The sequence below is a fragment of the Marinobacterium rhizophilum DSM 18822 genome (assembly GCF_000378045.1).
In the GTDB taxonomy this organism is placed as follows: domain Bacteria; phylum Pseudomonadota; class Gammaproteobacteria; order Pseudomonadales; family Balneatricaceae; genus Marinobacterium_A; species Marinobacterium_A rhizophilum.
The window spans coordinates 10467-35876 of record NZ_KB899115.1; the positions used below are offsets into that span (position 1 = coordinate 10467).

24 protein-coding genes are annotated in these 25410 nt (G+C 59.2%); 5 read left to right on the plus strand and 19 right to left on the minus strand.

The features are described 5' to 3' along the window. The first annotated feature begins 547 nt into the window (after window positions 1-547). On the plus strand, window positions 548-1186 hold the full coding sequence (folE, locus tag F451_RS0121590) for a GTP cyclohydrolase I FolE (protein WP_020683502.1): 639 nt from the start codon (window positions 548-550) through the stop codon (window positions 1184-1186). A gap of 425 nt (window positions 1187-1611) precedes the next feature. Next, window positions 1612-2175 carry a Crp/Fnr family transcriptional regulator gene (locus F451_RS0121595; protein ID WP_020683503.1) on the plus strand — a complete coding sequence of 188 codons (564 nt, stop codon included), beginning with the start codon at window positions 1612-1614 and terminating at the stop codon, window positions 2173-2175. A gap of 75 nt (window positions 2176-2250) precedes the next feature. Here the strand turns inward: F451_RS0121595 and aroQ are convergent, their stop codons facing one another. From aroQ to F451_RS0121615, 4 genes are all read right to left on the minus strand, one after another. Next, on the minus strand, window positions 2251-2685 hold the full coding sequence (gene aroQ / locus F451_RS0121600; protein WP_020683504.1) for a type II 3-dehydroquinate dehydratase: 435 nt from the start codon (window positions 2683-2685) through the stop codon (window positions 2251-2253). Between the two features lie 17 nt (window positions 2686-2702). Beyond that, on the minus strand, window positions 2703-3971 hold the full coding sequence (locus tag F451_RS0121605; RefSeq protein ID WP_020683505.1) for a TRAP transporter large permease: 1269 nt from the start codon (window positions 3969-3971) through the stop codon (window positions 2703-2705). Between the two features lie 98 nt (window positions 3972-4069). Further along, entirely contained in the window at window positions 4070-4531 is a 462-nt protein-coding gene (locus tag F451_RS0121610) for a TRAP transporter small permease (RefSeq protein ID WP_020683506.1), read from the minus strand. A gap of 78 nt (window positions 4532-4609) precedes the next feature. Further along, window positions 4610-5629 (minus strand): DctP family TRAP transporter solute-binding subunit, encoded by a 1020-nt coding sequence (locus F451_RS0121615; RefSeq protein ID WP_020683507.1) that lies wholly within the window; start codon window positions 5627-5629, stop codon window positions 4610-4612. A 586-nt stretch (window positions 5630-6215) separates the two neighbouring features. Between F451_RS0121615 and F451_RS0121620 the strand changes: the two genes are divergently transcribed. Both F451_RS0121620 and F451_RS0121625 read left to right on the plus strand, forming a co-directional pair. Beyond that, window positions 6216-7067 carry a shikimate dehydrogenase family protein gene (locus F451_RS0121620; protein WP_020683508.1) on the plus strand — a complete coding sequence of 284 codons (852 nt, stop codon included), beginning with the start codon at window positions 6216-6218 and terminating at the stop codon, window positions 7065-7067. A 399-nt stretch (window positions 7068-7466) separates the two neighbouring features. Beyond that, window positions 7467-8132, plus strand: a complete 666-nt coding sequence (locus F451_RS0121625; RefSeq protein WP_026291961.1) for a GntR family transcriptional regulator — start codon at window positions 7467-7469, stop codon at window positions 8130-8132. A gap of 15 nt (window positions 8133-8147) precedes the next feature. Here F451_RS0121625 and F451_RS0121630 read toward each other — a convergent pair whose 3' ends face one another. The 10 genes from F451_RS0121630 to pcaQ all read right to left on the minus strand — a co-directional run bounded on the left by F451_RS0121630 (window position 8148) and on the right by pcaQ (window position 17892). Further along, a complete protein-coding gene (locus F451_RS0121630) occupies window positions 8148-9083 on the minus strand; it encodes an AEC family transporter (RefSeq protein WP_020683510.1) in 936 nt (311 codons plus the stop codon). Between the two features lie 42 nt (window positions 9084-9125). Continuing rightward, on the minus strand, window positions 9126-10469 hold the full coding sequence (locus F451_RS0121635) for a class-II fumarase/aspartase family protein (RefSeq protein WP_020683511.1): 1344 nt from the start codon (window positions 10467-10469) through the stop codon (window positions 9126-9128). Between the two features lie 93 nt (window positions 10470-10562). Beyond that, complete coding sequence (pcaF, locus tag F451_RS0121640) at window positions 10563-11768, minus strand: 3-oxoadipyl-CoA thiolase (RefSeq protein WP_020683512.1); 1206 nt, start codon at window positions 11766-11768, stop codon at window positions 10563-10565. Window positions 11769-11778: 10 nt separating this feature from the next. Further along, complete coding sequence (locus F451_RS0121645) at window positions 11779-12549, minus strand: CoA-transferase subunit beta (RefSeq protein ID WP_020683513.1); 771 nt, start codon at window positions 12547-12549, stop codon at window positions 11779-11781. Window positions 12550-12562: 13 nt separating this feature from the next. Beyond that, window positions 12563-13420 carry a CoA transferase subunit A gene (locus F451_RS0121650; RefSeq protein ID WP_020683514.1) on the minus strand — a complete coding sequence of 286 codons (858 nt, stop codon included), beginning with the start codon at window positions 13418-13420 and terminating at the stop codon, window positions 12563-12565. Between the two features lie 102 nt (window positions 13421-13522). Next, complete coding sequence (locus F451_RS0121655; RefSeq protein WP_020683515.1) at window positions 13523-14353, minus strand: 3-oxoadipate:acetyl-CoA acetyltransferase; 831 nt, start codon at window positions 14351-14353, stop codon at window positions 13523-13525. 14 nt (window positions 14354-14367) lie between these two features. Continuing rightward, window positions 14368-14967, minus strand: coding sequence for a protocatechuate 3,4-dioxygenase subunit alpha (gene pcaG, locus F451_RS0121660; RefSeq protein WP_020683516.1), 600 nt, complete (start codon window positions 14965-14967; stop codon window positions 14368-14370). A 3-nt stretch (window positions 14968-14970) separates the two neighbouring features. Beyond that, entirely contained in the window at window positions 14971-15669 is a 699-nt protein-coding gene (gene pcaH / locus F451_RS0121665; protein WP_205624054.1) for a protocatechuate 3,4-dioxygenase subunit beta, read from the minus strand. Between the two features lies 1 nt (window position 15670). Beyond that, window positions 15671-16861 carry a bifunctional 3-oxoadipate enol-lactonase/4-carboxymuconolactone decarboxylase PcaDC gene (pcaDC, locus tag F451_RS0121670; protein WP_156826590.1) on the minus strand — a complete coding sequence of 397 codons (1191 nt, stop codon included), beginning with the start codon at window positions 16859-16861 and terminating at the stop codon, window positions 15671-15673. A gap of 77 nt (window positions 16862-16938) precedes the next feature. Next, entirely contained in the window at window positions 16939-17892 is a 954-nt protein-coding gene (pcaQ, locus tag F451_RS0121675; RefSeq protein WP_020683519.1) for a pca operon transcription factor PcaQ, read from the minus strand. 241 nt (window positions 17893-18133) lie between these two features. Here pcaQ and F451_RS0121680 point away from each other — a divergent pair, with 241 nt between their 5' ends. Continuing rightward, window positions 18134-19978, plus strand: a complete 1845-nt coding sequence (locus tag F451_RS0121680; protein ID WP_020683520.1) for a bifunctional sugar phosphate isomerase/epimerase/4-hydroxyphenylpyruvate dioxygenase family protein — start codon at window positions 18134-18136, stop codon at window positions 19976-19978. Window positions 19979-20204: 226 nt separating this feature from the next. Here the strand turns inward: F451_RS0121680 and F451_RS0121685 are convergent, their stop codons facing one another. The 5 genes from F451_RS0121685 to F451_RS0121705 all read right to left on the minus strand — a co-directional run bounded on the left by F451_RS0121685 (window position 20205) and on the right by F451_RS0121705 (window position 25102). Further along, window positions 20205-20906 (minus strand): ABC transporter ATP-binding protein, encoded by a 702-nt coding sequence (locus F451_RS0121685; RefSeq protein WP_020683521.1) that lies wholly within the window; start codon window positions 20904-20906, stop codon window positions 20205-20207. A gap of 1 nt (window position 20907) precedes the next feature. Further along, window positions 20908-21675 (minus strand): high-affinity branched-chain amino acid ABC transporter ATP-binding protein LivG, encoded by a 768-nt coding sequence (gene livG, locus F451_RS0121690; protein WP_020683522.1) that lies wholly within the window; start codon window positions 21673-21675, stop codon window positions 20908-20910. Then, window positions 21672-22925, minus strand: a complete 1254-nt coding sequence (locus tag F451_RS0121695) for a high-affinity branched-chain amino acid ABC transporter permease LivM (protein WP_026291962.1) — start codon at window positions 22923-22925, stop codon at window positions 21672-21674. Before F451_RS0121695 ends, livG begins: the two co-directional genes overlap by 4 nt. Beyond that, window positions 22925-23851, minus strand: coding sequence for a high-affinity branched-chain amino acid ABC transporter permease LivH (livH, locus tag F451_RS0121700; RefSeq protein ID WP_026291963.1), 927 nt, complete (start codon window positions 23849-23851; stop codon window positions 22925-22927). The genes F451_RS0121695 and livH overlap by 1 nt, the downstream gene beginning before the upstream one ends. Window positions 23852-23980: 129 nt before the next feature. After that, on the minus strand, window positions 23981-25102 hold the full coding sequence (locus F451_RS0121705; RefSeq protein WP_026291964.1) for a high-affinity branched-chain amino acid ABC transporter substrate-binding protein: 1122 nt from the start codon (window positions 25100-25102) through the stop codon (window positions 23981-23983). Window positions 25103-25410: the final 308 nt, after the last annotated feature.

The window sequence follows — 25410 nt, forward strand, 5'->3', positions numbered from 1 at the left end:
CGCAGCGCTGGCCGTCGGCCGGTGTGCGCGAAGGGGCGCAGTTCGCGTTCCCGTCCTGAGTCTGGAAATGAGTCGGGCGGCCGGTGCCGTCCGCCTTCTGGGCGAGCGGAAACGGTCACTGTTCGGTGATCTGTAATTTGTTGCCCTGATCTGAGCAGGGCGACAGGCTGGTGTACGTATAGTCCTACTGTCTGTCGTCCTGCTCAGATTATCAGGTCAATGCCGTTATGTAGCACGTAAGTAACCGTAAATATGTGACATGGTGTTCGGAGTGCGCCCGCAGGCGAGCTCTAGCGCTGTAAAGCATTCAGTACATTATTAGCGCACCGGATCAGGTCAATCTGATCCGGTTTTCGTATATAAAGTATTCAGCCGCCCCGCCTATTGTTAATATCACGTTACTAAATTAGGACGGAGCCCTTTTGTGGCTCAAAAACGGAGTCAGAACAGGCTTCTTGCGAAAGCTGCTCTGCCAATAAGAAGTGTAAAAGGTACGGCATATCGAGTGTGTGAGTCGCCGTACTCCCGTCAAACCCAGGGTGGAAAAATGATATCCAACGAAGCGAAGCTCGTTCGAGAAGTGCTTGTTGCACGCGGACTGGAAACCCCGCTGAACGACAATGGCATGAGCAGTGAACAAAAGTACGCGCGCATTAAAGGCCTGATGACCGAAGTGGTCGGTACGCTGGGACTGGATCTCAGTGATGACAGCCTGGCCGAAACGCCGCATCGCATTGCCAAAATGTATGTCAACGAGATCTTCGCTGGGCTCGATTATGCGCACTTTCCCAAGATGGCGCTGATCGAGAACAAAATGCAGGTGGAGGAAATGGTCAAGGTGCGGGATATCAGTGTCGTCAGCACCTGTGAGCACCACTTCGTGACCATCGACGGTGTCGCCAAGGTGGCCTATATCCCGGATCAGACCATTATCGGTCTGTCCAAGATCAACCGCATTGTACGCTTCTTCGCCCAGCGGCCGCAGGTACAGGAGCGCCTTACGCAGCAGATTCTGGTGGCGCTGCAAACGCTGCTGGGCACTGATAACGTGGCGGTCAGTATCAATGCGGTGCATTACTGCGTGAAGTCCCGCGGTGTGATGGATGCCAATTCTCAGACGGAGACCACGGCACTGGGCGGTATCTTCAAAAGCAACGCCCGCACCCGGGCCGAGTTTCTCGCCTAGTGTACGGTTGCACTCTTGGTGGTGCTTTAGAATGCGCTCATTTTTTCGCCAGTCAAGGCGTGAGGCGGAGTCATAGTGGGGCTCTGGCGACAACGAACAACGCAGGATGGCGGGAAAAGGGGCCGTTATAAGCTTCATATAGGGTGCAACAGTACACGAGTACACACCCTCCTGGGTGGCGGTGGATGAGCGGGAAAGTCTGGGCCGGCTGTGCTACCTATAGAGGTAGTAGCGCGGTGAGTTAATAGCTGGAGCAGGGATGCTTCATCATTGGGCCTTTCCTTGAAAAATGGCCCAATGCGAGCGCCACACAAAACGCATGTCGGTGCACTTGCGCCCGTTTTGTGGTGTGACAGGCAATAAGGTAGAGAGCCTGAGTGCCAGCCAGGTTAACAATACCTGTACAGTTTTGCGGGGCATAATCAATGAAGACTATTGCCGGGGATGAGCCGTGGCAGCAATGGGGCGCCGACTATTTTCGAGCCCTGTCGACCTTCGGTGCCCTGCAGGACAGCACAATCCGCAGCCTGCTCCAAACCGGCAAGGTCATGGAGCTGTCCCGGGGGGAAGTGCTCTACCGACCGGGTGACAAGACCGTCGGCTTTTATGTCATTCTCAAGGGCACGATTGCCCTCTACATGCATCATCATGATCGCGATGCACTGACCCGGCTGTACCGTACGGGTGAACAGCTTGGCTTCGTCGACATGATCGGCCTGCACGACCGCTGGTCGACCAGCGTTGCTCAGGAACCCACTGTTCTGGTGGATATTTCCACTGACCAGTTTTATGAGCTGCACCTGAGTGCTCCGGATGATTTTGGCTTGCTGATGATTAACCTGTCACGGGAAATGGCCCGCACGGTGATCACGCTGGCCGAGGTGATCGTGGATCAGAGTGTGCTGATTGCCACGGGTCGCCAGGACGAGGGGGGAGGCCGGAAGCCACGGGATTCCGTGGCCCCGGCTGACGTCGATAACAAGCGGTAGATCGGTTGGCTGTTTCCTGCGTGACACGCATCCTGGCCTGCCACGCAGCAAGTTCGAGTTAACAGTACTGAATGCTCAACCGGCGTTTGCGAAGTACTCCAGCGCCAGCACGTAGCCCAGCGTCCCCAGCCCCGCAATCACACCTTCGGCCCGCGCCGAGACAAAGGAGTGATGCCGGAAGGCTTCGCGCTTGTGGATGTTTGAAATGTGCACCTCGATGACCGGCTTTTCAAAGGTGTTCAGCGCATCCAGAATAGCCACCGAAGTGTGGCTATAGGCCGCCGGATTAATGATGATGCCATCCGCCTGGCCGCGGGCTTCGTGAATTTTGTCGATGATTTCCCCTTCGTGATTACTCTGGAAAAAAACGATTCCAAAACCCAGCTCCACCGCTCGGCTGAGCAGGCGCTTGTGCACGTCGTCCAGGGTTTCATGGCCGTAGACCTCCGGCTGGCGGGTGCCCAGCAGGTTCAGGTTCGGACCATTCAGTACATAGATGCGTTTACTCATATCAAACTCCCCGATTATCAGTAGCCAAACAGCCTGGGAATGAAGGTCACGGTCTGCGGGATAAAGGTGATGATGATCAACACCAGCAGTTCGACCAGGAACATGGGCATAATGCGGCGTGAAATCGCCCCCATGCCTACGTTGGCAATCGAGTTGGACACGAACAGGCAGATGCCCATGGGTGGCGTGACCAGCCCGATCATCAGGTTGAAGATCACCACGATACCAAAGTGCGTCGGATCGATCCCCAGGCTCATGGCGATCGGGTGCAGGATCGGCAGCAGAATCAGCATGGCGGCGATGCCTTCCAGGAACAGACCAACAATCAGCAGAATCAGGTTCACTGCAATCAGGAATACCCAGGGGCTCGATATCTCGTCCAGCACGAAGCTGCTGACGGTCTGGGGCACACGGGAGAAGGTGAGCATCCAGTTGGCCGCAGCGACCACGGCAATAATGATCAGAATCACCGAGGAGTCACGCATGGCGCGGGTGAAAATGCGTGGCAGCTGGCTCAGGTGCAGGCTCTTCAGTACGAACATGCCGGCGATCAGGGCATAGCCGGCTGCCAGGGCTGCGGCCTCGGTGGGGGTGACGATACCGGTAATGATGGAACCGACGATAAAGACCGGCATAAACAGCGGGATCAGCGCATCGACAAAGGCCTTGATACGCTCTTTGGCAGACAGCTTTTCGCGCAGCGGGGCGTAGTGAGCGGCGAAAAAACGTACATAGACCGAGAGGCCAATGGCCAGCAGCACGCCGGGGGCAACACCCGCCAGAAACAGCGCCGGTACCGACACGCCGGAGGTGATCAGGGCGTAGATAATGACTGGAATGCTGGGCGGAATCATTGGGCCGATCACCGATGAGGCAGCCGTCAGTGCCGCGGCAAAATCGCGCGGATAGCCTTCCTTCTCCATGGTGGGGATAAAGATGCGACCCAGCGCAGAGGTGTCAGCCACGGCGGAGCCGGAAAGCCCGGCGAAAATCACCGACGCCCAGATGTTGACCTGTGCCAGGCCGGCTTTCATGTGGCCGACCAGGGCATTGGCAAAGTTGATGATGCGACTGGTGATGCCGCTTTCGTTCATTAATTCCCCCGCCAGTACAAACAGGGGAATGGCCAGAATGGCGAAGGAATCGAGGCCTGAAAAAATGCGCTGGCTGACCAGCCCAAAGGAAAACGGGGTCTGGGAGACATGCCCAAATACGGCCAGCAAAATGCCAAACGCAATGGGACTGCCGATCGCCAGCAGTACGAACAGTATCAGAAATCCAACCATAGTCTTATTCGCTCTATTGGGCGTCGCGTGGGCGTGGCGAGTGAAGAGCCGGGCCGCTGGGCGCCTTTGCCTTGTTCAGATGTGTCGGTGTACGGCTGCTAAGCCGAAGTGCTGGTTCGATGCTCGGCCAGTTTGATCAGGGCCGCCAGTATCAGGCCGATACCGCCAGCGATCATGGCAGATTGAAACAGGTACATCGGCAGGCCGGTACCGGGTGCCAGGATGGCGCCGCGCTTGAGGACAAACAGGTAGCCGGACCAGGCCAGTACGGCGCCTGCAGCAAGGGATACGAGGTCGACGGCGATGGCCAGCAGTCGACGAATAGGCGCCGGAACACTGTCCTCTACAAAGCTGAACTTGATATGGATGCCTTCGAGATAGCACAGAATGCTGCCAAACATGGCGCCATAGATCATGGCGAACTTGGCGACTTCCTCGCTCCAAAGGATGGGGGAATTCAGGGTATAACGGCTCATGCTGCTGGCCAGCACGACCGCAAAGACGATAAACAGTGAACTGCCTGTCAGCCAGGACAGAACGTTCTTATAGATGAGCTTCATAAGCTGTAATCCCGGAAAACAGGTAGGTGTGCAAGCGCCGGGAGCCTAGCGCTCCCAGCGCGTACCGTTCAGCAAAGGCTAGTTGGAAGTAGCTGCTTTTACCGCATCCTGAGCCTTGGTGATCCAGCTGGGATCGATTTCGCCTTTGAGCCACTCAATGACGGCAGGCTGGGCAGCGCTCTGGAATTTGGCCATCTGCTCTGCATTGGGAACAGTGATTTCCATGCCATTCTCGGCCAGCTTGGCCAGGCCTTCGGCGGAATTAACCTGCTGAATGGCGCGGCCGACCAGACCTGCGACCTTGGCGGCGCGCTTGATGATCGCCTGGTCCTCGGGGCTCATGCTCTGCAGCAGTTCGTCATTCATCAGGATAAAGTCGGTGCCATAGACGTGGCCATCGAGACTGATGTACTTCTGCATTTCGTAGAACTTGTTGCCATAGATAACGCTGACCGGGTTTTCCTGACCGTCGACCACGCCGGTTGCCAGGGCTGAAGGGACTTCAGGCCAGGCGATCGGGGTCGGCTCGCCACCCAGTGACTTGACCATCTCGACGTACAACGGTGTCGTCATGACGCGAATTTTCAGGCCTTCCAGGTCCTTGGGTTCGCTAATCGGGCGTTTGGAGTTGGTGAAGTTGCGAAAGCCTGTTTCGCCGTAGGCAAGGGTACGCAGGCCTGTTTTCTGCAGGCAGTGCTCGCCCAGTGCCTGGCCAAACTCGCCGTCCAGCACCTCCCAGGCGGTGGGGGCAGACGGGAACAGATAGGGAATTTCCAGTACGGACGCTTCGGCACAGAGCTTGGAGTAAGCACCGGACACCATTGCCATGCTCAGGGTACCTTCCTGGGCGGATTGCAGCAGGTCGGTTTCACCGCCCAGCTGGCCGGCCGGGTAAACGTTAACAGCGATGCGGCCACCGGACTCGGCTTCAACCAGATCCTTGAAGACCTTGGAGGCCGCGCCTTTTTTGGAGGTTGTCCATTCCTGCGGGTCGACGTGACCCAGGGTCAGTTCAATGTCCGCAGCCTGGCCCTGCAGGGCGAACATGGCGGCAGCAGTGGCTAAACCCAGTGTTATTTTTTTTGTTGAAAGTTTCATTCTTCTCTCCACTGACGGGCTTCAGTATGAATCCGGCATCGCTTGTTGTTGTGAATGCTTGCGCGTATCAGGGTGGCCCTGAGTTGGAATGCAGGCTAGCAACAGTATTGATTACGGTCAAGTTCGTAGGTTTAAGTTAAAAATCTCCTATATTTTTGGTGGCATTGTTTGCTATCGCCCTGGTATTGCCTGATTGGTGCTTTAAACCCAGTAATTTCAGGCTCTTAGTCTGCACGGTGGCCTGTCGGCCGACAGTGTTGAAGGTGAAATACGCAGGTCGATATGAAGAATGACATTTTGTTTGTTTTATATGTCGATTTCGATATGTTAATCGCCTCATGCCGTCTCAAGCCAGCTGGCATGCGGGTTTCAGCCGAATGCGCAAAAGTATCCTATATTTTTGTAAATACCATACATATTGACGATTATTGGTTGTGGTGGCTATTATCTGTCCATCTGAAAACGCAGCCGGCTACAGCGTTGCCTGTCGCCGGGTCCGGATGGCGTGCACCGCTGTGCCGCTGCCCTGTTTATCTGCGGCTCCCTGGAATGCTATGGCGGAGCAGCTTCGCTCTGGAGAATAAGAATGCTGAAACTTGGTCTAATCGGGCAATCCATTGCCCAGTCTCGCTCGCCTGCCCTGCATGTCATGCTGGGTGAAATGTACGACGAGCCTGTGACCTACGAACTGCACGAGCCGGCGGATGCCAGCGAAGCCGCCTTTGTCGCGACCCTGGACAGCCTGCGCGAGCAGGGCTATCGGGGCACCAATGTGACCTTCCCCTACAAGCAGCTGGCTGTCAGCCATGCCGCTGAAACCAATCAGGGGGTTCGGCTGGTGGGCTCGACCAATACCCTGAATCTGAGCGGCACGGTGGCCGCATATAACACCGATTACAGCGGCTTCATTCGTGGCTATCGCGGCCGTGTCGGCGAGCAACCCGCAGGACGGGTACTGCTGATTGGCGCCGGCGGAGTTGGTCGTGCGGTGGCCTTTGGGCTGTTTGAAGTGGGTGCCACCGAAGTGATGATCGCGGACCTCAATGCCGCCAGTGCAGCCTCCCTGGCCGCGGCACTGAATGCGGCGGGGTTCAAGGCATCCTGTGTCTCGCCCGAGGGCCTGGCGACTGCGGCGGCCAGTGCCGATGGCCTGGTGAACTGTACGCCGGTAGGACACTACAAGACCCCGGGTCTGCCGATTGCGGCTGAGCTGATCGGTCCGCAGCGCTGGGCCTTCGATGCGGTCTATACACCCATCGATACCGAATTTCTGGTCCAGGCGCATCGCCGGGGCCTGGCCATCGTCTCGGGGTTCGACCTGTTTATTTACCAGGGTATTGATGCGTTTGAAATCTTCACCGGCATACGCGCCGATGCCCAGGCGGTCCTGCAGCGTTTCAAGCAGAAGTTCGACATCCAGAGCGGCCTGATCACCTGATGATCCATTGCCAGCCGGCCCGCTCTTGTGCGGGTCGCTGTTTTTGCCGGGGCGGCACCCTGCAGCTCTTTTTTGTGTTGCTCACATAGAGCCTGGCCGCGTCTGACGCGGTCTTTTTTTATGTACAGGATGTACGTATGCCGCGGGCGCATGGATGCGCAGGAGCGGCGATGTACAGGATGTGCGGTCCCTGTAAACCGCTTCTTCGTTTACAGGATTTTCGTGGGGCGGCCCTCCGCGGGGCGGTCCTCCGTCATCCGTGGCGATCTTGCTAGCGGCGACGCAGGGCGTCGTGGGGGGTGAGAATGACAGGCTGGGCGCTGGAAGCGCAGAAAATAGCCTGTATTTGGAGTAAGATTGAGCGAAATCCTGAATGTCAGATACCTTGTGAGAATGCGTATGAACACTGCGGTGGACCGTAAACTGGTTGGACAGACGGCGTACGAGAGCCTGCGTAATGACATCGTCACCGGCAAACTGGGACCGGGTCAGAAGCTGAAGCTCAACGAGCTTCGTGCCAGCTATGGCGTGAGTGTGAATACCCTGCGTGAAACCCTGATGCGGCTGGTCTCCGATGGTTTTGTTGCCTTTGAGGATCAGAAGGGCTTTCGAGTGAATCCGGTTTCCGTATCCGATCTGGACGAGTTGATCGAACTCAGGGTGCAACTCGAAATTCTCGGTCTGCAGAAATCCATGGCCAATCACAGCAACCGGATGAACTGGAAGTCTGCGTTGATCGGCGCCCATTACCGGCTCAGCTGCATGGAAAAGCTGATGATGCAAGATGAATCAGCCCATGCCAGCGAGTGGGAAAAGGCAGATCGCGATTTCCACATGACCATCGTCTCCAACAGCGGCTCCAATCAGCTGATCCGTTACCATGCCTCCGTTCTGGAGCTCTTCATGCGCTACCAGGTGCTGGCACTGAAAAAACGGCCGTTCCGTGGCGAGGCCGTGGCGGATGAGCACCAGCAGCTGCTGCAGCTGGTGCTGGACGACCAGGTGGATGCTGCCAAGGCGTTACTCAGCGAACACATCAGCAAGGGCAGCGAATTGCCGCTCTAAAGGTGATCTGGCACTTTACAACAGTAGTCTGAGCGTCAGTGTGATGGTGGCGAAAGATGCCACCGTGGTCACCAGCAGGGTGCTGGCGCACAGGTTGCGGTAGCCGTAATTGCCGCCGATGATCGGGTAGATGCTCATCATCGGCATGGCGGCCATCAGCACGGCGGCCAGTTGCAGGCGCGGATCGAAGTCCGGCAGCAGCCAGATCAGCAGCACCATCATCAGCGGGTGGAGTGCCAGCTTGCCGGCCACCACCAGGCCAATTTCCGACATGTTGCCGCGCAGCGAACTGTTGACCAGGGAACCTCCGACCACGAACAGCGCCACCGGGGCGGCCGTGCCTGACAGCATGCCCAGACTCTTGAGCATCACCGCGGGCAGCTGCAGTTCAATGGCTGATGCCAATACCCCGGCGACAATGGCAATGATCAGCGGATTTTTCATGACCCGTACCAGCACCGACTTCCAGACACTGGCCAGACTGGTGCCGTTCTGGCGCCCAACGCCGTATTCGATGATTACCAGCGCCAGCGGCAATATCAGCATGTTTTCGATCATCAGGGCCATGGCAAAGGCGTTGGTGGGCGGGTCGTCGAACACCAGTACCAGCACCGGGAAACCAAAAAAGGCGCTGTTGGACACCGCCATGCCGATGGCCTTGACGCCGCTAGCGTCGATGGAATCCCGAAACAGCAGTTTGCTGAGGCCAAGGCCGGCTGCCAGCGCCAGCGCCGAACCTGCCCCGTACACCAGCAGGTAGGTCGGATCAATGACCTGGTTGAATTTCATGTTGGACAGGGTGCTGAAAATCATCGCCGGCATGGCGATATACATCACCAGGCGGCCGAGCCCGGGTATCGCATCGGCGGGCATGAGGCGTGTTCGTACGGCGATAAAACCCAGAGCAATGAGCAGAAAGATCGGCGCGGTGGTCGACAGAACAGCCAGCATGCGTGCCTCCGTGGCAACAGGGTAACGATAGGGTAGTGTCTGCTATGGCTGTGTCAGCGTGCGCGCCCGTTGCAGCACGGCGTCGAGCCAGGCCGTGGTGGCGCCATCGGTGAGCAAACGCTGCTGCATCTGGTTGATATCCAGCTGGATACCACTGAGTTGGGCTACGATGTCGAAAAGGTGCTGCGGACCCTGAATCGCCTGGGCACAGGCCTGTTTCAGGATACCGGCCGCCTGGTCGCGCGGCATGCTGCGCGCCAGCTCGAAAGTGGCAGCTTCCGCGTAGATCACGCCATTGAAGGCACCAAGATTCTGCAGCATGCGGTCGGTATTGATTTCAATGTATTGCAGGGCTTCGAGGCCGTGTTTCAGCGCCACGGCGGTCGCCATCAGTTGCTGTGGCAACACCAGCCATTCCTGGGCCCAGCTGCTGCCGCTGCGTTCGTGTTCATGCAGCATGGCCTGGTGCATCTGGCCGACGAGGCCGGCATTGTGGCGCGCCATGGCCAAAATGATTTCGGCGTTCACCGGGTTGCATTTCTGCGGCATGGTGGAGGAACCGCCGCCATTGCTGAAGCGTATTTCGCCGACTTCGGTCTGGGACATCAGCAGCCAGTCCTGCGCGACCTTGCCCAGCGCGCCGCTTGTCAGGCTGAGCCAGCTGGAAAATTCCACCAGGCTGTCGCGCTGGGTGTGCCAGTTGTTGCCGCAGGCCAGATTTAGCCTGCGGGCCAGGATCTGTCCGGTCAGGTCGGCCTTGTCGCCCATGGCGGCGAGGGTGCCAACGGCACCACCGAGCTGGGTTTTCAGCAGCCTGGGCTTGAGTTCCTGCAACTGTTCGAGCTGGCGCAGCAACGGCGACAGCCATTGCGCGATCTTGAAGCCGAAGCTCATGGGCACGGCCTGCTGGGTGCGGGTGCGTCCGGCGATCAGGGTGTCGCGATGTTGTTCTGCCAGATCCGCCAGGGCTGTAATCATGGCCTTGATACGTGATTCGAACAGTGTGATCAGCTCGCGGCAATTCAGAATAAGTGCGGTATCGACGATATCCTGGCTGGTGGCGCCAAAGTGAACCCAGCGGGCCTGGTCCTGGTCGGCGGGCAGAGCATCTTTCAGCGCCTTGACCAGCGCAGGGATCGGCACACCGGCCGAGGCTGTACCGTCGGCCAGGGAAGCGGCATCAGGGGTTAGCGAGGCTGCCGCCGTGGCGATGGCAGCGCCCGCATCCGCCGGAATCAGACCGGCTTCGGCCTGGGCCTGCGCGAGTTCCCCCTCGACTCTGAGCATGGCCTTTAGCTTGGCCTGATCATTCAGCCAGACGCCGGCCTCGCTGTCAGACAGCAGGGCGCCGTAGAGGACGGAGTCGAAGGGTGATACCTGAATCATGGTGTGTCTCTCTGAATGTATAACGCCGAACCGGGAAGGATCTCCTGTTCCCGCGCCGGCGACATCCGGTCGCCAGCGGTTCGGTGTCCTGGTTTAAACGGCTTCCAGCGCGATGGCGATGCCCTGGCCGACACCGATGCACATGGTGGCCAGTGCAAAGCGCTTGCCGCGGCGCTTGAGCTCCAGTGCTGCCGTGCCGGTGATGCGTGCGCCCGAGGCCCCCAGCGGGTGGCCCAGGGCGATGGCGCCGCCGTTGGGGTTGACCTGTTCGGCATCGTCCGCCAGACCCAGATCGCGCAGCGTGGCCAGGGCCTGGGACGCGAAGGCTTCGTTCAGCTCGATGACATCGAACTGGTCGATGGTCATGCCAAGCTTTTGGCACAGTTTCTGGCTCGCCGGCGCCGGACCGAAGCCCATGATACGCGGCTCAACGCCGGCCGTCGCGCCGCCAATCACCTTGGCGATCGGGGTCAGGCCGTATTTTTTCACGGCGTCTTCGGAGGCAATGATCAGCGCCGCAGCACCGTCGTTGACGCCCGAAGCATTACCGGCGGTGACGCTGCCGTTCTGGCGAAAGGGTGTGCCCAGTTTGGCCAGAATGTCGGCGGTGGTGTCCGGGCGCGGGTGTTCGTCTTCTGCGAACAGGATCGGGTCCTTCTTGCGCTGCGGGATGCTCACCGGCACGATTTCCTCGGCGAAGATGCCGTCGGCCTGGGCTTTGGCGGCGCGCTGCTGGGAGCGCAGCGCAAAGGCGTCCTGGTCGGCGCGGCTGATGCCGAACTGCTCGGCCACGTTCTCGCCGGTTTCCGGCATCGAGTCGACGCCATAGGCGGCTTTCATCTGCGGATTGACGAAGCGCCAGCCGATAGTCGTGTCGTGCACCTCGTTATGGCGCGAAAAGGCGCTGGTGGCCTTGGGCATCACGAAGGGGGCACGGGTCATGCTCTCGGTGCCACCGGCGATGATCAGGTCAGCTTCGCCGGCCTTGATGGCGCGGGCCGCCATCAGGATGGCGTCCATGCCGGAGCCGCACAGGCGGTTGATGGTGGTGCCGGTCACCGCGGTCGGGTAGCCGGCCAGCAGCAGCGACATGCGCGCGACATTGCGGTTGTCTTCGCCGGCCTGGTTGGCGCAGCCGAAGATGACATCGTCGATCGCCATCGGGTCGAGCTGCGGGTTGCGCTCGAGCAGCGCTTTCAGCGGCACGGCGCCGAGGTCGTCCGGCCGCACGGTGGCGAGGCTGCCGCCGAAGCGGCCGATCGGGGTGCGCACGTAGTCGCAGATGTAGGCAACGGTCATGGCGGTTTCCTTATTGGCCGGCGTGGGCACGGGCGGTGCGTTCGTTCAGCGCACGCAGGGCACCGAGTTCGATTTCGTTGGGTGCCGGTGTTTCAACCACCTGCTCGGCAAAACGGACCGCCCAGCCGGTGTTGTCACGAATCTGTTCGCGGGTCACACCCGGGTGGATGGAGGTGACGACGAATTCCCGAGTATCGGGGTCCGTTTCCATGATGCACAGGTCGGTGGTCAGCCGGCTCGGGCCCTTGGTCTTGACGCCAAGCGCCTCGCGCTCCTTGCCGGTCTTGCCATGGCCCAGCGAGGTCATGAAGTCGATGTTCTCGACGAAGCCGCGCTTGGACTGCTTCATGACGATGAAGATTTCGCCGCAGGAGGTGGCAATCTCCGGCGCGCCGCCGCCGCCGGGCAGCCGCACTTTTGGATGATGGTAGTCGCCGCCAACCACGGTGGTGTTGAGGTTGCCGAACTTGTCGAGCTGGGCGGCGCCGAGGAAGCCAACGGAAATGCGGCCGCCCTGCAGCCAGTAGCGGAACATTTCCGGTACCGCGACGGTGGTGACAGCGGTATCGCACAGCTCACCGTCACCGATGGACAGCGGCAGAACGTCGGGCTTGGTACCGATGGTGCCGGATTCGTAGATCAGGGTGACATCGGGGGCATGGGTCAGGCGGGCCAGGTTGCAGGCCGCCGATGGCATGCCGATGCCGACGAAGCAGACATCGTCGTTGCGGATGGCACGGGCCGCGGCCACGGTCATCATTTCGGTCGGAGTGTAATTCATGTCGGCGTTCCTGTTACTGCTCGGCGTTGGTGAAGGCGACGCGGCTGGCGAAGGCATCGGGGCCAACGTTCAGGACATTGTCCTGCATCCAGCTCTGGAAGGACTCGCGCTCGCTGGCGATCGGGTCCCAGGCCTTGTAGAAGGCATTGTCGCGATCGTAATAGCCCTTGGCATAGGACGGGTGGGCGCCACCGCGAACCTGGACGACTGCCTTGAGGGTCCAGCTCGGCAGTACGCAGGCATTGGGATGCACGTCGTCGAAGTTATCGACGATCTCCTCGACCGTGACGATGGCGCGCTTGGCGGCCAGCACGGCTTCCTTCTGCACGCCGACGATGCCCTCGATCAGTACATCACCGTTGCGATTGGCCTTCTGGGCATGAATCACGGTGACATCGGGACGAATCGACGGCACGGCCGCCAGTTTTTCGCCGGTAAACGGACATTCGATACTGCGGATGTTCGGGTTCACCTCGGCCAGGCCTGCCCCAAGGTAGCCGCGAAAAATGGCGCAGGGCAGGCCGGCGGCACCGGCTTCATAGGCATTGGCCATGGCGGCGTGGCTGTGTTCCTCGATCTCGAGCGGGCGGGGCCAGCCGTTTTCGTAGGCATCACGGAAGCGGCGCAGCGAACCGACGCCCGGGTTGCCGCCCCAGGAAAAGATCATCTTCTTCACGCAGCCCATGCCGATCAGCTGATCGTAGATCAGGTCCGGGGTCATGCGGATCAGGGTCAGGTCCTTTTTCTGCTGCCGAATGATTTCGTGTCCGGCGGCGTAGGGAATCAGGTGGGTAAAACCTTCCAGGGCGATCACATCGCCGTCAAAGACGTTTTCGGCGATTGCGTCCTTTAACGATACAAACTTGGTCATGGAATGATCCCTCGTTATTAGAGCCTGTCAGGCGAAGCTGGCGTTGCGCCACCGGAGCCTGCGGCCCCGGTGGCTTCTGTATTACGGTCAGGCAGGTCTGTCTCAGGCAGGCCTCAGACCCAGAATTGCGCGGGCTTCGGCGGGCGTGGCCACGGTACGGCCATGCTCGACGACCATGTCGGCCAGACGCTCGACCAGCTGGGCATTGCTTTTGGCAAGGGTGTCCTTGTCAAAGCGCACGTTGTCTTCGAGTCCGGTGCGCACATGGCCGCCCAGTTCCAGTGCCCATTGGTTGAGAATCAGCTGGTACTTGCCGATACCGGCGGCGGTCCAGGTGCCGCCGGGGCAGACCTTTTCGTATTGCTTGATCATGAACTCCAGCACTTCGCGATTGGCCGGAATGGCATTCGGAATGGAGGTCACGAACTGCAGGTGCACCGGTGCCTTGATCAGGCCACGTTCGACGAGCTTGGCGGTGTTGAACACCATCGACAGGTCAAAGGCTTCGATCTCGGGCTTGATGTCGTACTTCAGCATGCGCTCGGCCAGGTCGTCGATCAGTGCCGGCGAGTTGGCATAGACGATGGAACCGAAGTTGACGGAACCGGTGGCCAGGGAGGCCATGTCGGGCTTGAGGTGCAGCATGCCGCCACGCTCGTCACCCTGGCCGCTGCGACCGCCGGTGGAGAACTGAATGATCATGCCGGGGCAGTGCTTGCGAATACCGTCCTGTACTTGGGCGAAGCGCTCCGGGTCCGACGAGGTGGTGCCGTCTTCATTGCGCACGTGCAGGTGCACCAGGGTGGCGCCGGCCTCGAAGGCTTCGTGGGTCGATTCAATCTGCTCGGCCGGGGTGATGGGCACCGCCGGGTTGTTGGCTTTCTGCGGTAGGGAGCCGGTGATGGCAACGCTGATAATGCATGGATTGGTCATGGCTGTCTCCTGATTCAAAAATTAAAGAACACGGTTTCTTGCGGGCCCTGCATGTGAATGTCGAAACGGTACTCCACGCCGGTGGACGTTTCGTGTCGTGTCGCGATCAGGGTGTCGCGTCGTGCCGCGCCAACCTTGTTCAGCACCGGATCCTCGGCATTGAGGCTGGCCTCGTCACTGAAGTACAGGCGGGTATAGGTGTGATTCGGCAGGCCGCGCATAAACACGATCACCGAAATGAAAGGCGCCCGGCCCTGCTGCGCCGCACCCGGCTTGATGGTGTCAAAGCGAAAGCTGTTGTCGGGCGTGGTGCCGGTGCCAACGCGGCCGAATCCCTTGAACGACGCCTCCAGCGCGCGGGATTCACGGGCATCGTTGGGGTGATTGAAGCGCCCGGCGGCATTGGCCTGCCACAGCTCGATCATGGCATCGTTGATCCGCTGTCCCTGGCCATCGAACACCTGACCAACGATACGGATACGTTCGCCCAGGGTCTGGTCGGTGGCCATCTGGCCGCTGGCGACCTGGGTCTGGGGGTAATGGTACTGCTGGGCGGTGAGGCCGTAGGCGAAATAGGGGCCGACGGTCTGGGACGGTGTCTGTTTCAGTGACATGAATCAGTCCTCCATTGGGGTGGCATTCACGCCACGCAGTACGATGTCGAAGATGTAACCCAGCGCAAAACCCTCTTCGGTAACATCGATTGAAAAATCGGCGATCATGCGCTCGCGGGCGCCTTCCGGCACTGATGTGTAGATCGGGTCCAGTGCCAGCAGTGGATCACCCGGGAAGTACATCTGGGTCACCAGGCGGCTCGCGATGGATGCACCAAAGAGCGAAAAGTGGATATGGTTTGGGCGCCAGGCGTTGGGATGGTTGCCCCAGGGGTAGGCGCCGGGTTTGATGGTGTAAAAGCGGTAGCCGCCATTGGCATCGGTCAGGCAGCGGCCGGAACCCAGGAAGTTCGGGTCCAGCGGTGCGTCATGCTGATCGGCCTTGTGCACGTAACGGCCGGCGGCGTTAGCCTGCCATACTTCCACCAGGGTATTGGCCACCGGGTTGCCGTTTTCGTCCAGCACGCGACCGGTCACAACGATGCGCTCGCCCAGTGGCTCACCGTTGATCTGGCCGTTCTTGGTCAGGTCGTGATCCAGCGGGCCCAGAGCCTCCAGACCATACGCCGGTCCCGTCAGCTCGGACAGTTCGGGATCGATGTCCACCAGGTTTTGCGACACGCCGCGCAGCACGGTGGATTTGTATTCAGGGCTGATATAGGCCGCATGGCTGGCCCAGTCGCGCTTTGTTATTGTGCTCATCTCAGTTTTTACCTTCATCAATAGCGATTCCCATGCCGGTATAGGTTTCCTTGGCAATGCGAATGGCGACATTGGATGCTGGTACACCGGCGTATACGCCCAGGTGCAGCAGGGTTTCACGGACTTCGTCCAGCGTAGCACCGGTATTGGCGGTCGCGCGGATATGCATGGCCAGCTCCTCCTCGTGGCCCAGGGCCGCCATCAATGCGATGGTGATCAGGCTGCGGTCCCGCTTGCTCAGGATCGGGCGGCTCCAGACCGAGCCCCAGGCACCTTCCGTGATGAAGGTCTGGAACGGCTTGTCAAAGGCCGTTTTGTTGGCTTCGGCACGATCGACGTGGGCGTTGCCCAGTACCGAGCGACGTACCCGCATGCCCTGCTCATAGCGGCTCAGCGGTTCGGTGACCTCAGCCAGGAAGTCACGGATCAGCGCGGCCAGCGCCTTGGGCTGCTCAACGCAGGGCAGGTGGCCGGCATTGGCCAGCAGTTCGAAACGTGCACCGGGAATCAGTTCTGCGGTGGAACGCACCAGCTCCGGTGGAGTGGCTCCATCTTCATCACCGACGATGCACAGGGTTGGCTGAGTCAGTGCCGCACTGCTTGTCGTCAGGTCGGCGTTACGGATGGCAGTACAGGTGCCGATGTAGCCTTCGACCGGGGTACGGATCATCATGTTGCGCCACAGTACAACTTCGGCGGCCTTTTCCTCGCGAAAGCTCGCGGCGAACCAGCGTTCCATAACGGCATCGGCAATGTACTCCAGGCCGTGCGCCCGTATCGTATCGATGCGGCTGTCCCAGCCGGATTCGGGGCCGATCTTGTGAGCGGTGTCACACAGGATCAGGTTCTTCACCAGCTCTGGCCGTCTGGCTGCCACGCCCTGGGCGATCAGGCCGCCCACCGACAGGCCGCACAGCGTTACCTGGTTCAGTTCCAGCGCATCCAGCAACCCGATCAGATCATCGACATGGTGGTCGAGCGTGTAGGGTGCGGGTGGGCATGATGACAGGCCGTGACCGCGTTTGTCGTAACGCAGGAAGCGAAACTGGTCTGTCAGCTCCAGCAGCAGAGGATCCCAGACTCGCAGGTCGGTCCCCAGCGAGTTGGAAAAAACCAGCAGCGGCAAATGAGACGGACCGTCGAGCTGGTAGTGGATGAATTCTCCGTTTAGCGACAGGCTTTGCATATTCATTGACCCTGGTGTGGTTGCAGTCTATGCCCTTACTCTCGCCTACTTCTTCCGGCATGTAAAATGAGGTTTTGTTGTTTTTATATGCTCTTATTGATATGTGTGTTGGGGTCTGCAGACTTTATTGCCAGGGCCACATCACGCACGGCATTCATTAACAGCTGCAGCGCCGGAGACGGAAGGGTATCCGCCCGGGTGGTCAGGCCTACCGGCCCAAGGGTTTCACGGGTGTCCAGCGGCAATTCGCTGAAAATGCCGTCGGCAATTTCCCGCGCCACCACGCCCCTGGAAATGATCCAGATGGCATCAGTCTGGCGGATATATTCCTTGCCGAAGGCGTCGGATACCGTTTCGATGCGATCGTGCAGTGCGCCGATGCCCTGGCTGATCAGAAAGCGCTCAACGGTCGGGGCAATGATGGACTCCTTGGGCGGGTAAAGTATGGTGTAGTCGTTGAGGTCACGCACATTCAGTTGCGGATGTTTCAATAACGGGTGGCTTGGCCGCACGGTGAAGGCGATTTTTTCTGAATAGAGGTGCTGGAACGACAGGCCGGACATCAGCTCGGGTTCGGCCAGCCGGCCCACCACCAGGTCAAGCTGACCGACCCGCAGCTGGCTCAGCAGCAACGCGTTAGGGCCGGACTGCAGGTTCAGGGTGACGTCGATGCCGCCCTGGCGAAAGCGCTGCACTGCTCTTGGCAGAATGCTGGTGGCCACTGTGGGCAGCACGCCTACACTGAGGCGTAATTTGCCCCGTTGCTGTGCCTGGGCAATGCTGTCGGTGCCCTCACGCAGGGCTGCAACGCTGGCGCCGGCGTATCTGAGGAATACTTCGCCAAACTGGGTCAGTTCGACACCTTTCTTGCTGCGTTCCATCAGCCGCACGCCCAGCATTTCCTCCAGTTCCTTGAGCTTTTTCGACACCGCCGGCTGGGTCAGTGCCAGCACATCGGCGGCGCCACCGACGCTGCCCTGGCGCGCCACTTCGAGAAAGCACTGCAGGTGGCGGTACTTGATGCGGTTCTCAAGCATGGGTTTCTCCGGAATGTTGTCTAGAATATAGGATATTTTTTAAATGGTTGAACGCATAGTTATTTTGCATCATTGCTGACTAAATATAGTCATATTTATATCAAATTCGATATTTAAATAGTTGCATTATTCATTTTTCAGCACGTCTGCAGAAAAGGTAGTGTTAGAGCAACTACAAAATCAGCCCTCCGCGAAGCCCAGGCGACGTAGGCAAAGGCTCAGGCATCTTCGGGAATACAACATGAAAACGGCACTCGCGACGGTCACGATTTCAGGTTCACTGCAGGAAAAGCTGCGCGCAGCGGCGAAGGCCGGCTTTGATGGCATCGAGATTTTCGAAAACGATCTGACCCAGTTCGACGGTACGCCACGGGATGTTCGTCAAATGGCTGATGACCTCGGGCTGGAGATCATTGCTCTGCAACCGTTCCGGGATTTCGAAGCGATGCCGGAACCCTGGCGCACGCAAAATTTCTATCGCGCCCAGCGCAAGTTCGAGCTGATGCATGAGCTGGGCACCAAGCGCATGCTGATCTGCAGCAATGTGTCCCCACATGTGATTGACGACCGTGACCGCGCCGCTGCCGACCTGCACGAACTGGCGGAGATGGCGCGTCACGAAGGGTTTATGATCGGTTACGAGGCACTGGCCTGGGGCCGTTATGTCGCCGATTACGATGTCGCCTGGGATATCGTTAAACGGGGTGATCACCCGAACCTTGGCATCATTCTGGACAGCTTCCACATGTTCGCCCGCGGCAACACCCTGGACGTGCTGCGTGATGAGATTCCGCTGGAAAAAATTGCGCTGGTGCAGGTGGCGGATGCGCCCAGCCTGCAGATGGAAGTGCTGCACTACAGCCGGCATTTCCGCTGTTTCCCGGGCCAGGGCGACTTGCCGGTGGTGGAGTTTGTGCAGTGCCTCAGGGACAAGGGCTTCGATGACTACCTGTCCCATGAAATCTTCAACGACGAATTCCGCTCATCGTCGCCGCTGGAAAAGGCGGTGGATGGCATGCGCTCCCTCATCTGGCTGGATGAGCAAACGACGGCCACGCCACCACCTCAGCCCGAGATTACCGATGTCGAGTTTATTGAGTTTGCAGTAGAGGGTGACAGTGGCGCCGAGCTGGAGCAGCTGCTGCAGAATCTCGGCTTTCATGAAACCCATAAACACCGCTCCAAGAATGTAAGCCTGATGCGCCAGGGCGACATCAACCTGGTGCTGAACCGTGAGCCGTTGAGCCAGGCCCATGAACACTACCAGGCCCACGGTGTTTCTGTCTGTGCGTTGGCGTTTGCCACCACGGACCTGTCCGCCATGCTGGCGCGTACCGAGCGCTATCGTAGCAGTCGCTTTGCCAACCAGGCGGGCCCGGGCGAGCTGAACATTCCGGCGATTCGAGGGATTGGCGACAGCCTGGTGTACTTCGTGGAACGGCCGGGCAACTTCCGTTTCTTTGATATCGACTTTGTGCCGCTGAACGAGGACGGCAATAGCGCCGTGGGACTGCAGCGCATCGACCATTTCGGTCAGACGGTATCCAACACGGATTTCCTGTCGGCGTCCTTCTTCTACAAGTCGCTGTTCGGGTTCGACGTAGAGGCCAGTACTGACCTGCCGGATATCTATGGTCTGGTGGTCAGCCGGGTGGCCAAGAGCAAAGATGGCCGGGTACGGATTCCGATCAACATGACGGCGGCGCGCGAAGCGTCGGCGCAGCGCTTTATCCACAAGTCCAAGGGCTCCGGTGTACAGCAGATCGCCTTTTCATGTGACGACATCTTTGCCTCGGCCGAGGCGGTGAGTGCAGACCAGTTGCTGCCGATGCCGGAAAATTACTACCGTGATCTGGATGCACGTTTTGCGCTTGATCCCGAGTTACTGCAGCGGATGCGCAGCCTGAACATTCTTTACGATCGAAACGACGACGGAGAGTTCTTTCACTTCTATACCCGCGAAGCCCACGGCGTCTTCTTCGAGGTGGTGCAGCGTACTGGCAGCTATGACCGCTATGGGGAAGCCAATTCCCATATCCGCATGGCGTCCCAGGCGCGGCAGTACCGCCGCGAAGAGGGCGTTTGATCGTCAAGCGAGGTCGAGCGGGACAAGCGTAATACGTTGAGTAAGCAAAGAAAAAGAGCGCAGCCAGTGGCAGCGCTCTTTTTTTATGCGCAACAGGGTTGTACCGGCATGTACTTCACCGATGCAGGCTCCTGCAATCGCAGTATTTCCGTGGGGCGGCCATCCGTGGGGCGGCCCTCCGTGTGGGGCCTGCCGCCATCCCTGGCGGGTATCCTGCACCCTGTGCTTAGCCGCCCAGGTAGGCCTTGCGCACGTTTTCGTCGTCAAGCAGCGCAGTGCCGCTGCCGCTGAGGACCACGCGACCGTTTTCCAGCACATAGCCCCGATCGGCGATTTTAAGCGCCTGGTTGGCATTCTGTTCCACCAGGAAGATGGTGACGCCATCGTCGCGCAGCTTTTCGATGATCTGGAAGATCTGCTGAATGATGATGGGCGCCAGCCCGAGCGAGGGTTCATCGAGCAGGATCATGCGTGGGCGGCTCATCATGGCGCGGCCAATGGCCAGCATCTGCTGTTCGCCGCCGGACATGGTGCCGGCCCGCTGGCTGAAACGTTCCCGCAGGCGCGGGAACAACAGCAGCACCTGTTCGAGGGTCTCTTCGTATTCGGCCTTGGTGCGAAAATAGGCGCCCATATGCAGGTTTTCCTGCACCGTAAGGCGGGCGAAGACCCGCCGCCCTTCCGGCACGATGGCCAGCCCCTTGCGCATGATCTGTGCGGTGGGCTGGCCGGTGATCACTTCACCATCGAAGCGGATTTCTCCGCTGGTGGCCTGGGGATCCCCGCAGATGGTCATCATCAGGGTGGTTTTGCCGGCGCCGTTGGCACCGATCAGCGTGACGATTTCGCCCTTTTTGACCTCGACCGAGACATCATGCAGCGCCTGTATGGGCCCATAGTGGGTGTTTATGTTGTTGATCTGCAGCATGTCATTCCTCTCCGAGGTAAGCCTTGATGACGTCGGGATTTTGCTTGATCTCATCTGGCGTGCCGTCGGCCAGGGGGGTGCCCTGGGCGATCACGTAGATGTGATCGGAGATTCCCATCACCAGACTCATGTCATGCTCGATCAGCAATACCGAAATCTCGTGCTCATCGCGCAGGCGTACGATCAACTCGTCAAGCTGCTTGGTTTCGTTGGGGTTGAGGCCCGCTGCCGGTTCGTCGAGCAGCAGCAGTTCCGGCTGTGTCACCATGCAGCGGGCGATCTCGAGTCGCCGCTGCTGGCCGTAGGACAGGTTGCCGGCTTCGCGGTTGGCAAAGGACAGCATATCGACCTGCTCAAGCCAGAAGGCGGCGCGATCCATCGCTTCCTGCTCCAGACGACGGTAGGTGGCGGTTTTGAACAGACCGGCTGCAATGTTGGTGTTGAGGTGACGATGCTGGGCCACCAGCATGTTCTCGATCACCGTCATGTTGGAAAACAGCCGCACATGCTGAAAGGTGCGCACCAGTCCCTTGCGGGAGATGCGAAAATCCTTCAGGCCGGCGATCTGTTCGCCCTTGAACATCACACTGCCGTCCGAGGGCGGATAGAACCCGGACAGGCAGTTGAATACGGTGGTTTTACCGGCGCCATTGGGGCCGATGACGGATACGATCTGACGGTTCCTGACCGCCAGATTGACGGCATTCACCGCCACCAGGCCGCCAAAGCGCATGGTCAGGCCGTTTACGTCCAGCAGTAACTGACTCATCGCTTCAACTCCATGTGCGGACGCTTGCTCGGCAGCAGACCCTGTGGACGCCAGCGCATCATCAGCACCATCAGCAGCCCGAACAGCAGCATGCGGTATTCCGAGAACTCGCGGGCGAACTCCGGCAGGATGGTCATGACGATCGCCGCCAGGATAACGCCGAACTGCGAGCCCATGCCACCGAGCACCACGATCGCCAGGATGATCGCCGATTCGATGAAGACGAAGGACTCGGGGCTGATAAAGCCCTGGCGCGCGGCAAAGAAACAGCCGGCGAAACCGGCGGTGGAGGCGCCGAAGGTGAAGGCCGAGAGCTTGATCACGGTGCGGTTCAGCCCCAGCGAGCGACAGGCGATTTCATCCTCGCGCAGCGCTTCCCAGGCGCGGCCGATCGGCATGCGCATGAGCCGGTTGATGACGAACAGCACCCAGATCACCAGCAGCACGGCAATCAGGTAGAGAAAGATCACCTTGTAGCTGCTGGAATAGTCGATACCCATGAATTCATGGAAGGTGGTCTGGCCTTCTGCCGCACGACGGTTGAAGTCCAGCCCGAACAGGGTGGGCTTGTCGATTCCCGAAATGCCGTTGGGGCCGCCGGTCAGGCTTGTCCAGTTGTTCAGCAGGATACGGATAATCTCGCCGAACCCCAGGGTCACGATGGCCAGATAGTCACCGCGCAGGCGCAGTACCGGAAACCCGAGCACGAAGCCGAAGGTGGCCGCCAGCAACGCCGAAATCGGCAGGCAGATCCAGAACGACAGGCCGAAGTAGCTCGACAGCAGCGCATAGGTATAGGCACCAATGGCATAAAAGGCGACATAGCCCAGATCCAGCAGGCCGGCCAGACCCACCACGATATTGAGCCCCAGGCCCAGCATAATATAGATCAGTGTCAGGGTGGCGAGGTCCACAGCGCCGCGGGACACCATGAAGGGCCAGACAGCCAGGCCGACGATCACGGCCGCAATCAGCCAGGGCTTGAGCCGCGCCTGCACGGATACGGCGGGCAGCAGTTTGCCAAAGTCAGGGCGGGGAATACCGGCACTGGCGGCGCTGATATGATCACGGAACAGCTGCGACAGGAAGACGATGGCAATGCCGGACAGAATCCAGGCCCACTGCGCCGAGGTGGCACCCACCACGCGCAGCTCGGTGCCTTCGGAGGTGAGCTTAACGCCCACCATCAGACAGGTTAGGATCAGGGTAATGCCGGCAGCAAAGACGGCGGCGTAAAAATTCTGGCGCATCATACTTTCTCCACTTCCGGTTTGCCCAGCAGACCGCTGGGGCGGAACAGCAGAATCAGTATCAGCAGGCCGAAGGACACCACATCCTTGTATTCAGACGGGAAATAGGCCGAGGTCAGGGCTTCGGTGACACCCAGGATCAAGCCACCGAGCATGGCACCGGGGATCGAACCGATACCGCCGAGCACTGCCGCGGTAAAGGCCTTGAGTCCGGCAATAAAACCGACAAAGGGGTTCACCACGCCGTAATACAGGCCCAGCAACAGGCCGGCCACGGCCGCCAGTGCTGCACCGATGACAAAGGTCATGGCGATGGTGCGGTTGGTATCGATGCCCAGCAGGTTGGTCATGCCCTGATCTTCAGAGCAGGCACGGCAGGCACGACCCATGCGTGAGCGCGATATGAACAGCGTCAGCACGGTCATGCAGACCAGCGTCACGATCCAGATCAGCAGCTGCATGTAGGACAGCGAGACTTCGAACAGCTGCGGGTCGCCAAATGTCCAGCCGCCGCTAATCTGCGGGGCCAGGGCAACATCACGCGAACCCTGGGCCAGAACCACGTAGTTCTGCAGAAAGATGGACATGCCGATGGCGGATATCAGGGGTATCAGCCGGTTGGACCCGCGCAGCGGGCGATAGGCCACGCGCTCGACGGTCCAGCCGTAGGTGCTGGCCATCAGCACGGCAACCACAAGGGCGATGACCAGGATAACCGGTAGCGCGACCATCCCCATGCCGAGCAGGCCGGCGATGACGATGAACGAAATATAGGAGCCGATCATGTAAATTTCGCCGTGGGCGAAATTGATCATGCCGATGATGCCATAGACCATTGTGTAGCCGATGGCGATCAGGGCATAAGTGGACCCGATCGTCAGCCCGTTTATGAGCTGTTGCAGGAAATAGAGCGATGCTTCAGACATAGTAAAAACCAGGTCAAACGACACCCGGGGCGCCTGTCAGCCATCGACAGAGGCCCGGCCCCGGATCGCGGGGCTGGGTGCCGGGGGCAGCCGGAACGCGAGGTCCAGACTGCCGATTATTGTAATTATTTACTGGGCAGCAGGGGTTTTCGAGCCGTCCTTGTGCAGGCTGTACACCAGGAAGGTGGACTCAGTCAGGTCACCTTTCTCGTCGTAGGCGACCTTGCCGATGGAGGTATCGAAGCTGTGGCTGCGGATATAGTCAGCCATTTTGAAAGGATCCGAATCACCGGTGGCATTGATGGTGTCAGCCATCACCTGCACAGCAGCGTAGGCGGTGAAAACGAAGGGGCCGGAGGGGTCTTCGCCCTTGGCCTGGATGGCCTCCACGCGGGCTTTGTTTTCCGGGTTCTGGTCAAAGCTCTTGGGCGCTGTTGCCAGTACGCCTTCGGTTGCATCACCGGCGATCTTGGCCAGATCGGCGTTGACGATGCCTTCTGGGCCCATGAACTGCGCGTCGAAGCTCTTTTCAGCCGACTGGCGCAGGATCAGACCCAGTTCCGGGTGATAGCCACCGTAGTAGACGAAATCGACGTTCTCTTTCTTCAGCTTGGCAATCAGCGCGGAGAAGTCCTTGTCGCCCGGTGTCACACCTTCAAACATGACCGGCGTAATACCCTTGGCTTCCAGGCCATCCTTGACGGTCTGGGCCAGGCCTTCGCCGTACTGCTGCTTGTCGTGAATGATGGCCAGCGTTTTGGGTTTGACGGTGTTGGCGATGTAATCTGCTGCCATGCTGCCCTGCAGGCTGTCCAGGCCGATGGTGCGGAAGATCAGTTGATGACCCTTTTCGGTGATGGTCGGCGAGGTGGACGCGGCGGTAATCATCAGCACGCCTTCTTCCTCGTATACATCGGCGGCCGGCTCTGTGGAGCTGGAGCACAGGTGGCCCACGACGTGAGTGATGCCGTCATTGACGATCTTGTTGGCTACGGCGACGGCCTGTTTGGGGTCGCAGGCGTCGTCGTAGATCACACCTTCGAGCTGCATGCCGTTAACGCCGCCCGCCTTGTTGATATCTTCAATCGCCGCAATTACGCCGATTTTCTGCATGTCACCGTACTGGGCAACCGGGCCGGTTGCCGGGCCTGCCAGTGCGATCTTGAGTGTTTCGGCCTGCACGGCTGCGGCTGAACCCAGAATAGCCAGTGCGGTACCAACACTCAAAAGTGTCCTTGAAAACTGTTTCATTGCAGAGATTCCCCTTCGTTTATATTGCGTATGGCGCATGCCACGTCTTTCTTGTTATAGCTCGCTGCCTACGTTTACTTTGTCTTTGAGACAAAATCAATTGTAGAACGCACTCAGCGTGCACATGATCGATATTGTCAGGATATGTGGTGTGGATTGTTATTGAGCGGGCGCCGCCAATCGCTGATGCTTCGAATGACCCGCGGTCTGGAATGCGATGGGCGACCGGGGTTGCAGTCGGGCATATTAAATTGTCTCTGCATCTGAACCGCCTGGTTTGGCTTCCCTGCATAATAATTACAAAACGT

Coding starts and splice junctions, on each gene's coding strand:
- F451_RS0121625 (WP_026291961.1), top strand. CDS start 7,467: ATGAACACTGCGGTGGACCGTAAACTGGTTGGACAGACGGCGTACGAG.
- pcaG (WP_020683516.1), bottom strand. CDS start 14,967: ATGTCACTGAAACAGACACCGTCCCAGACCGTCGGCCCCTATTTCGCC.
- livG (WP_020683522.1), bottom strand. CDS start 21,675: ATGAGTCAGTTACTGCTGGACGTAAACGGCCTGACCATGCGCTTTGGC.
- F451_RS0121655 (WP_020683515.1), bottom strand. CDS start 14,353: ATGACCAATCCATGCATTATCAGCGTTGCCATCACCGGCTCCCTACCG.
- pcaF (WP_020683512.1), bottom strand. CDS start 11,768: ATGACCGTTGCCTACATCTGCGACTACGTGCGCACCCCGATCGGCCGC.
- F451_RS0121605 (WP_020683505.1), bottom strand. CDS start 3,971: ATGGTTGGATTTCTGATACTGTTCGTACTGCTGGCGATCGGCAGTCCC.
- F451_RS0121620 (WP_020683508.1), top strand. CDS start 6,216: ATGCTGAAACTTGGTCTAATCGGGCAATCCATTGCCCAGTCTCGCTCG.
- pcaQ (WP_020683519.1), bottom strand. CDS start 17,892: ATGCTTGAGAACCGCATCAAGTACCGCCACCTGCAGTGCTTTCTCGAA.
- F451_RS0121695 (WP_026291962.1), bottom strand. CDS start 22,925: ATGCGCCAGAATTTTTACGCCGCCGTCTTTGCTGCCGGCATTACCCTG.
- pcaH (WP_205624054.1), bottom strand. CDS start 15,669: ATGAGCACAATAACAAAGCGCGACTGGGCCAGCCATGCGGCCTATATC.
- F451_RS0121615 (WP_020683507.1), bottom strand. CDS start 5,629: ATGAAACTTTCAACAAAAAAAATAACACTGGGTTTAGCCACTGCTGCC.
- F451_RS0121630 (WP_020683510.1), bottom strand. CDS start 9,083: ATGCTGGCTGTTCTGTCGACCACCGCGCCGATCTTTCTGCTCATTGCT.
- aroQ (WP_020683504.1), bottom strand. CDS start 2,685: ATGAGTAAACGCATCTATGTACTGAATGGTCCGAACCTGAACCTGCTG.
- livH (WP_026291963.1), bottom strand. CDS start 23,851: ATGTCTGAAGCATCGCTCTATTTCCTGCAACAGCTCATAAACGGGCTG.
- pcaDC (WP_156826590.1), bottom strand. CDS start 16,861: ATGAATATGCAAAGCCTGTCGCTAAACGGAGAATTCATCCACTACCAG.
- F451_RS0121680 (WP_020683520.1), top strand. CDS start 18,134: ATGAAAACGGCACTCGCGACGGTCACGATTTCAGGTTCACTGCAGGAA.
- F451_RS0121650 (WP_020683514.1), bottom strand. CDS start 13,420: ATGACCAAGTTTGTATCGTTAAAGGACGCAATCGCCGAAAACGTCTTT.
- F451_RS0121595 (WP_020683503.1), top strand. CDS start 1,612: ATGAAGACTATTGCCGGGGATGAGCCGTGGCAGCAATGGGGCGCCGAC.
- F451_RS0121685 (WP_020683521.1), bottom strand. CDS start 20,906: ATGCTGCAGATCAACAACATAAACACCCACTATGGGCCCATACAGGCG.
- folE (WP_020683502.1), top strand. CDS start 548: ATGATATCCAACGAAGCGAAGCTCGTTCGAGAAGTGCTTGTTGCACGC.
- F451_RS0121635 (WP_020683511.1), bottom strand. CDS start 10,469: ATGATTCAGGTATCACCCTTCGACTCCGTCCTCTACGGCGCCCTGCTG.
- F451_RS0121645 (WP_020683513.1), bottom strand. CDS start 12,549: ATGAATTACACTCCGACCGAAATGATGACCGTGGCCGCGGCCCGTGCC.
- F451_RS0121705 (WP_026291964.1), bottom strand. CDS start 25,102: ATGAAACAGTTTTCAAGGACACTTTTGAGTGTTGGTACCGCACTGGCT.
- F451_RS0121610 (WP_020683506.1), bottom strand. CDS start 4,531: ATGAAGCTCATCTATAAGAACGTTCTGTCCTGGCTGACAGGCAGTTCA.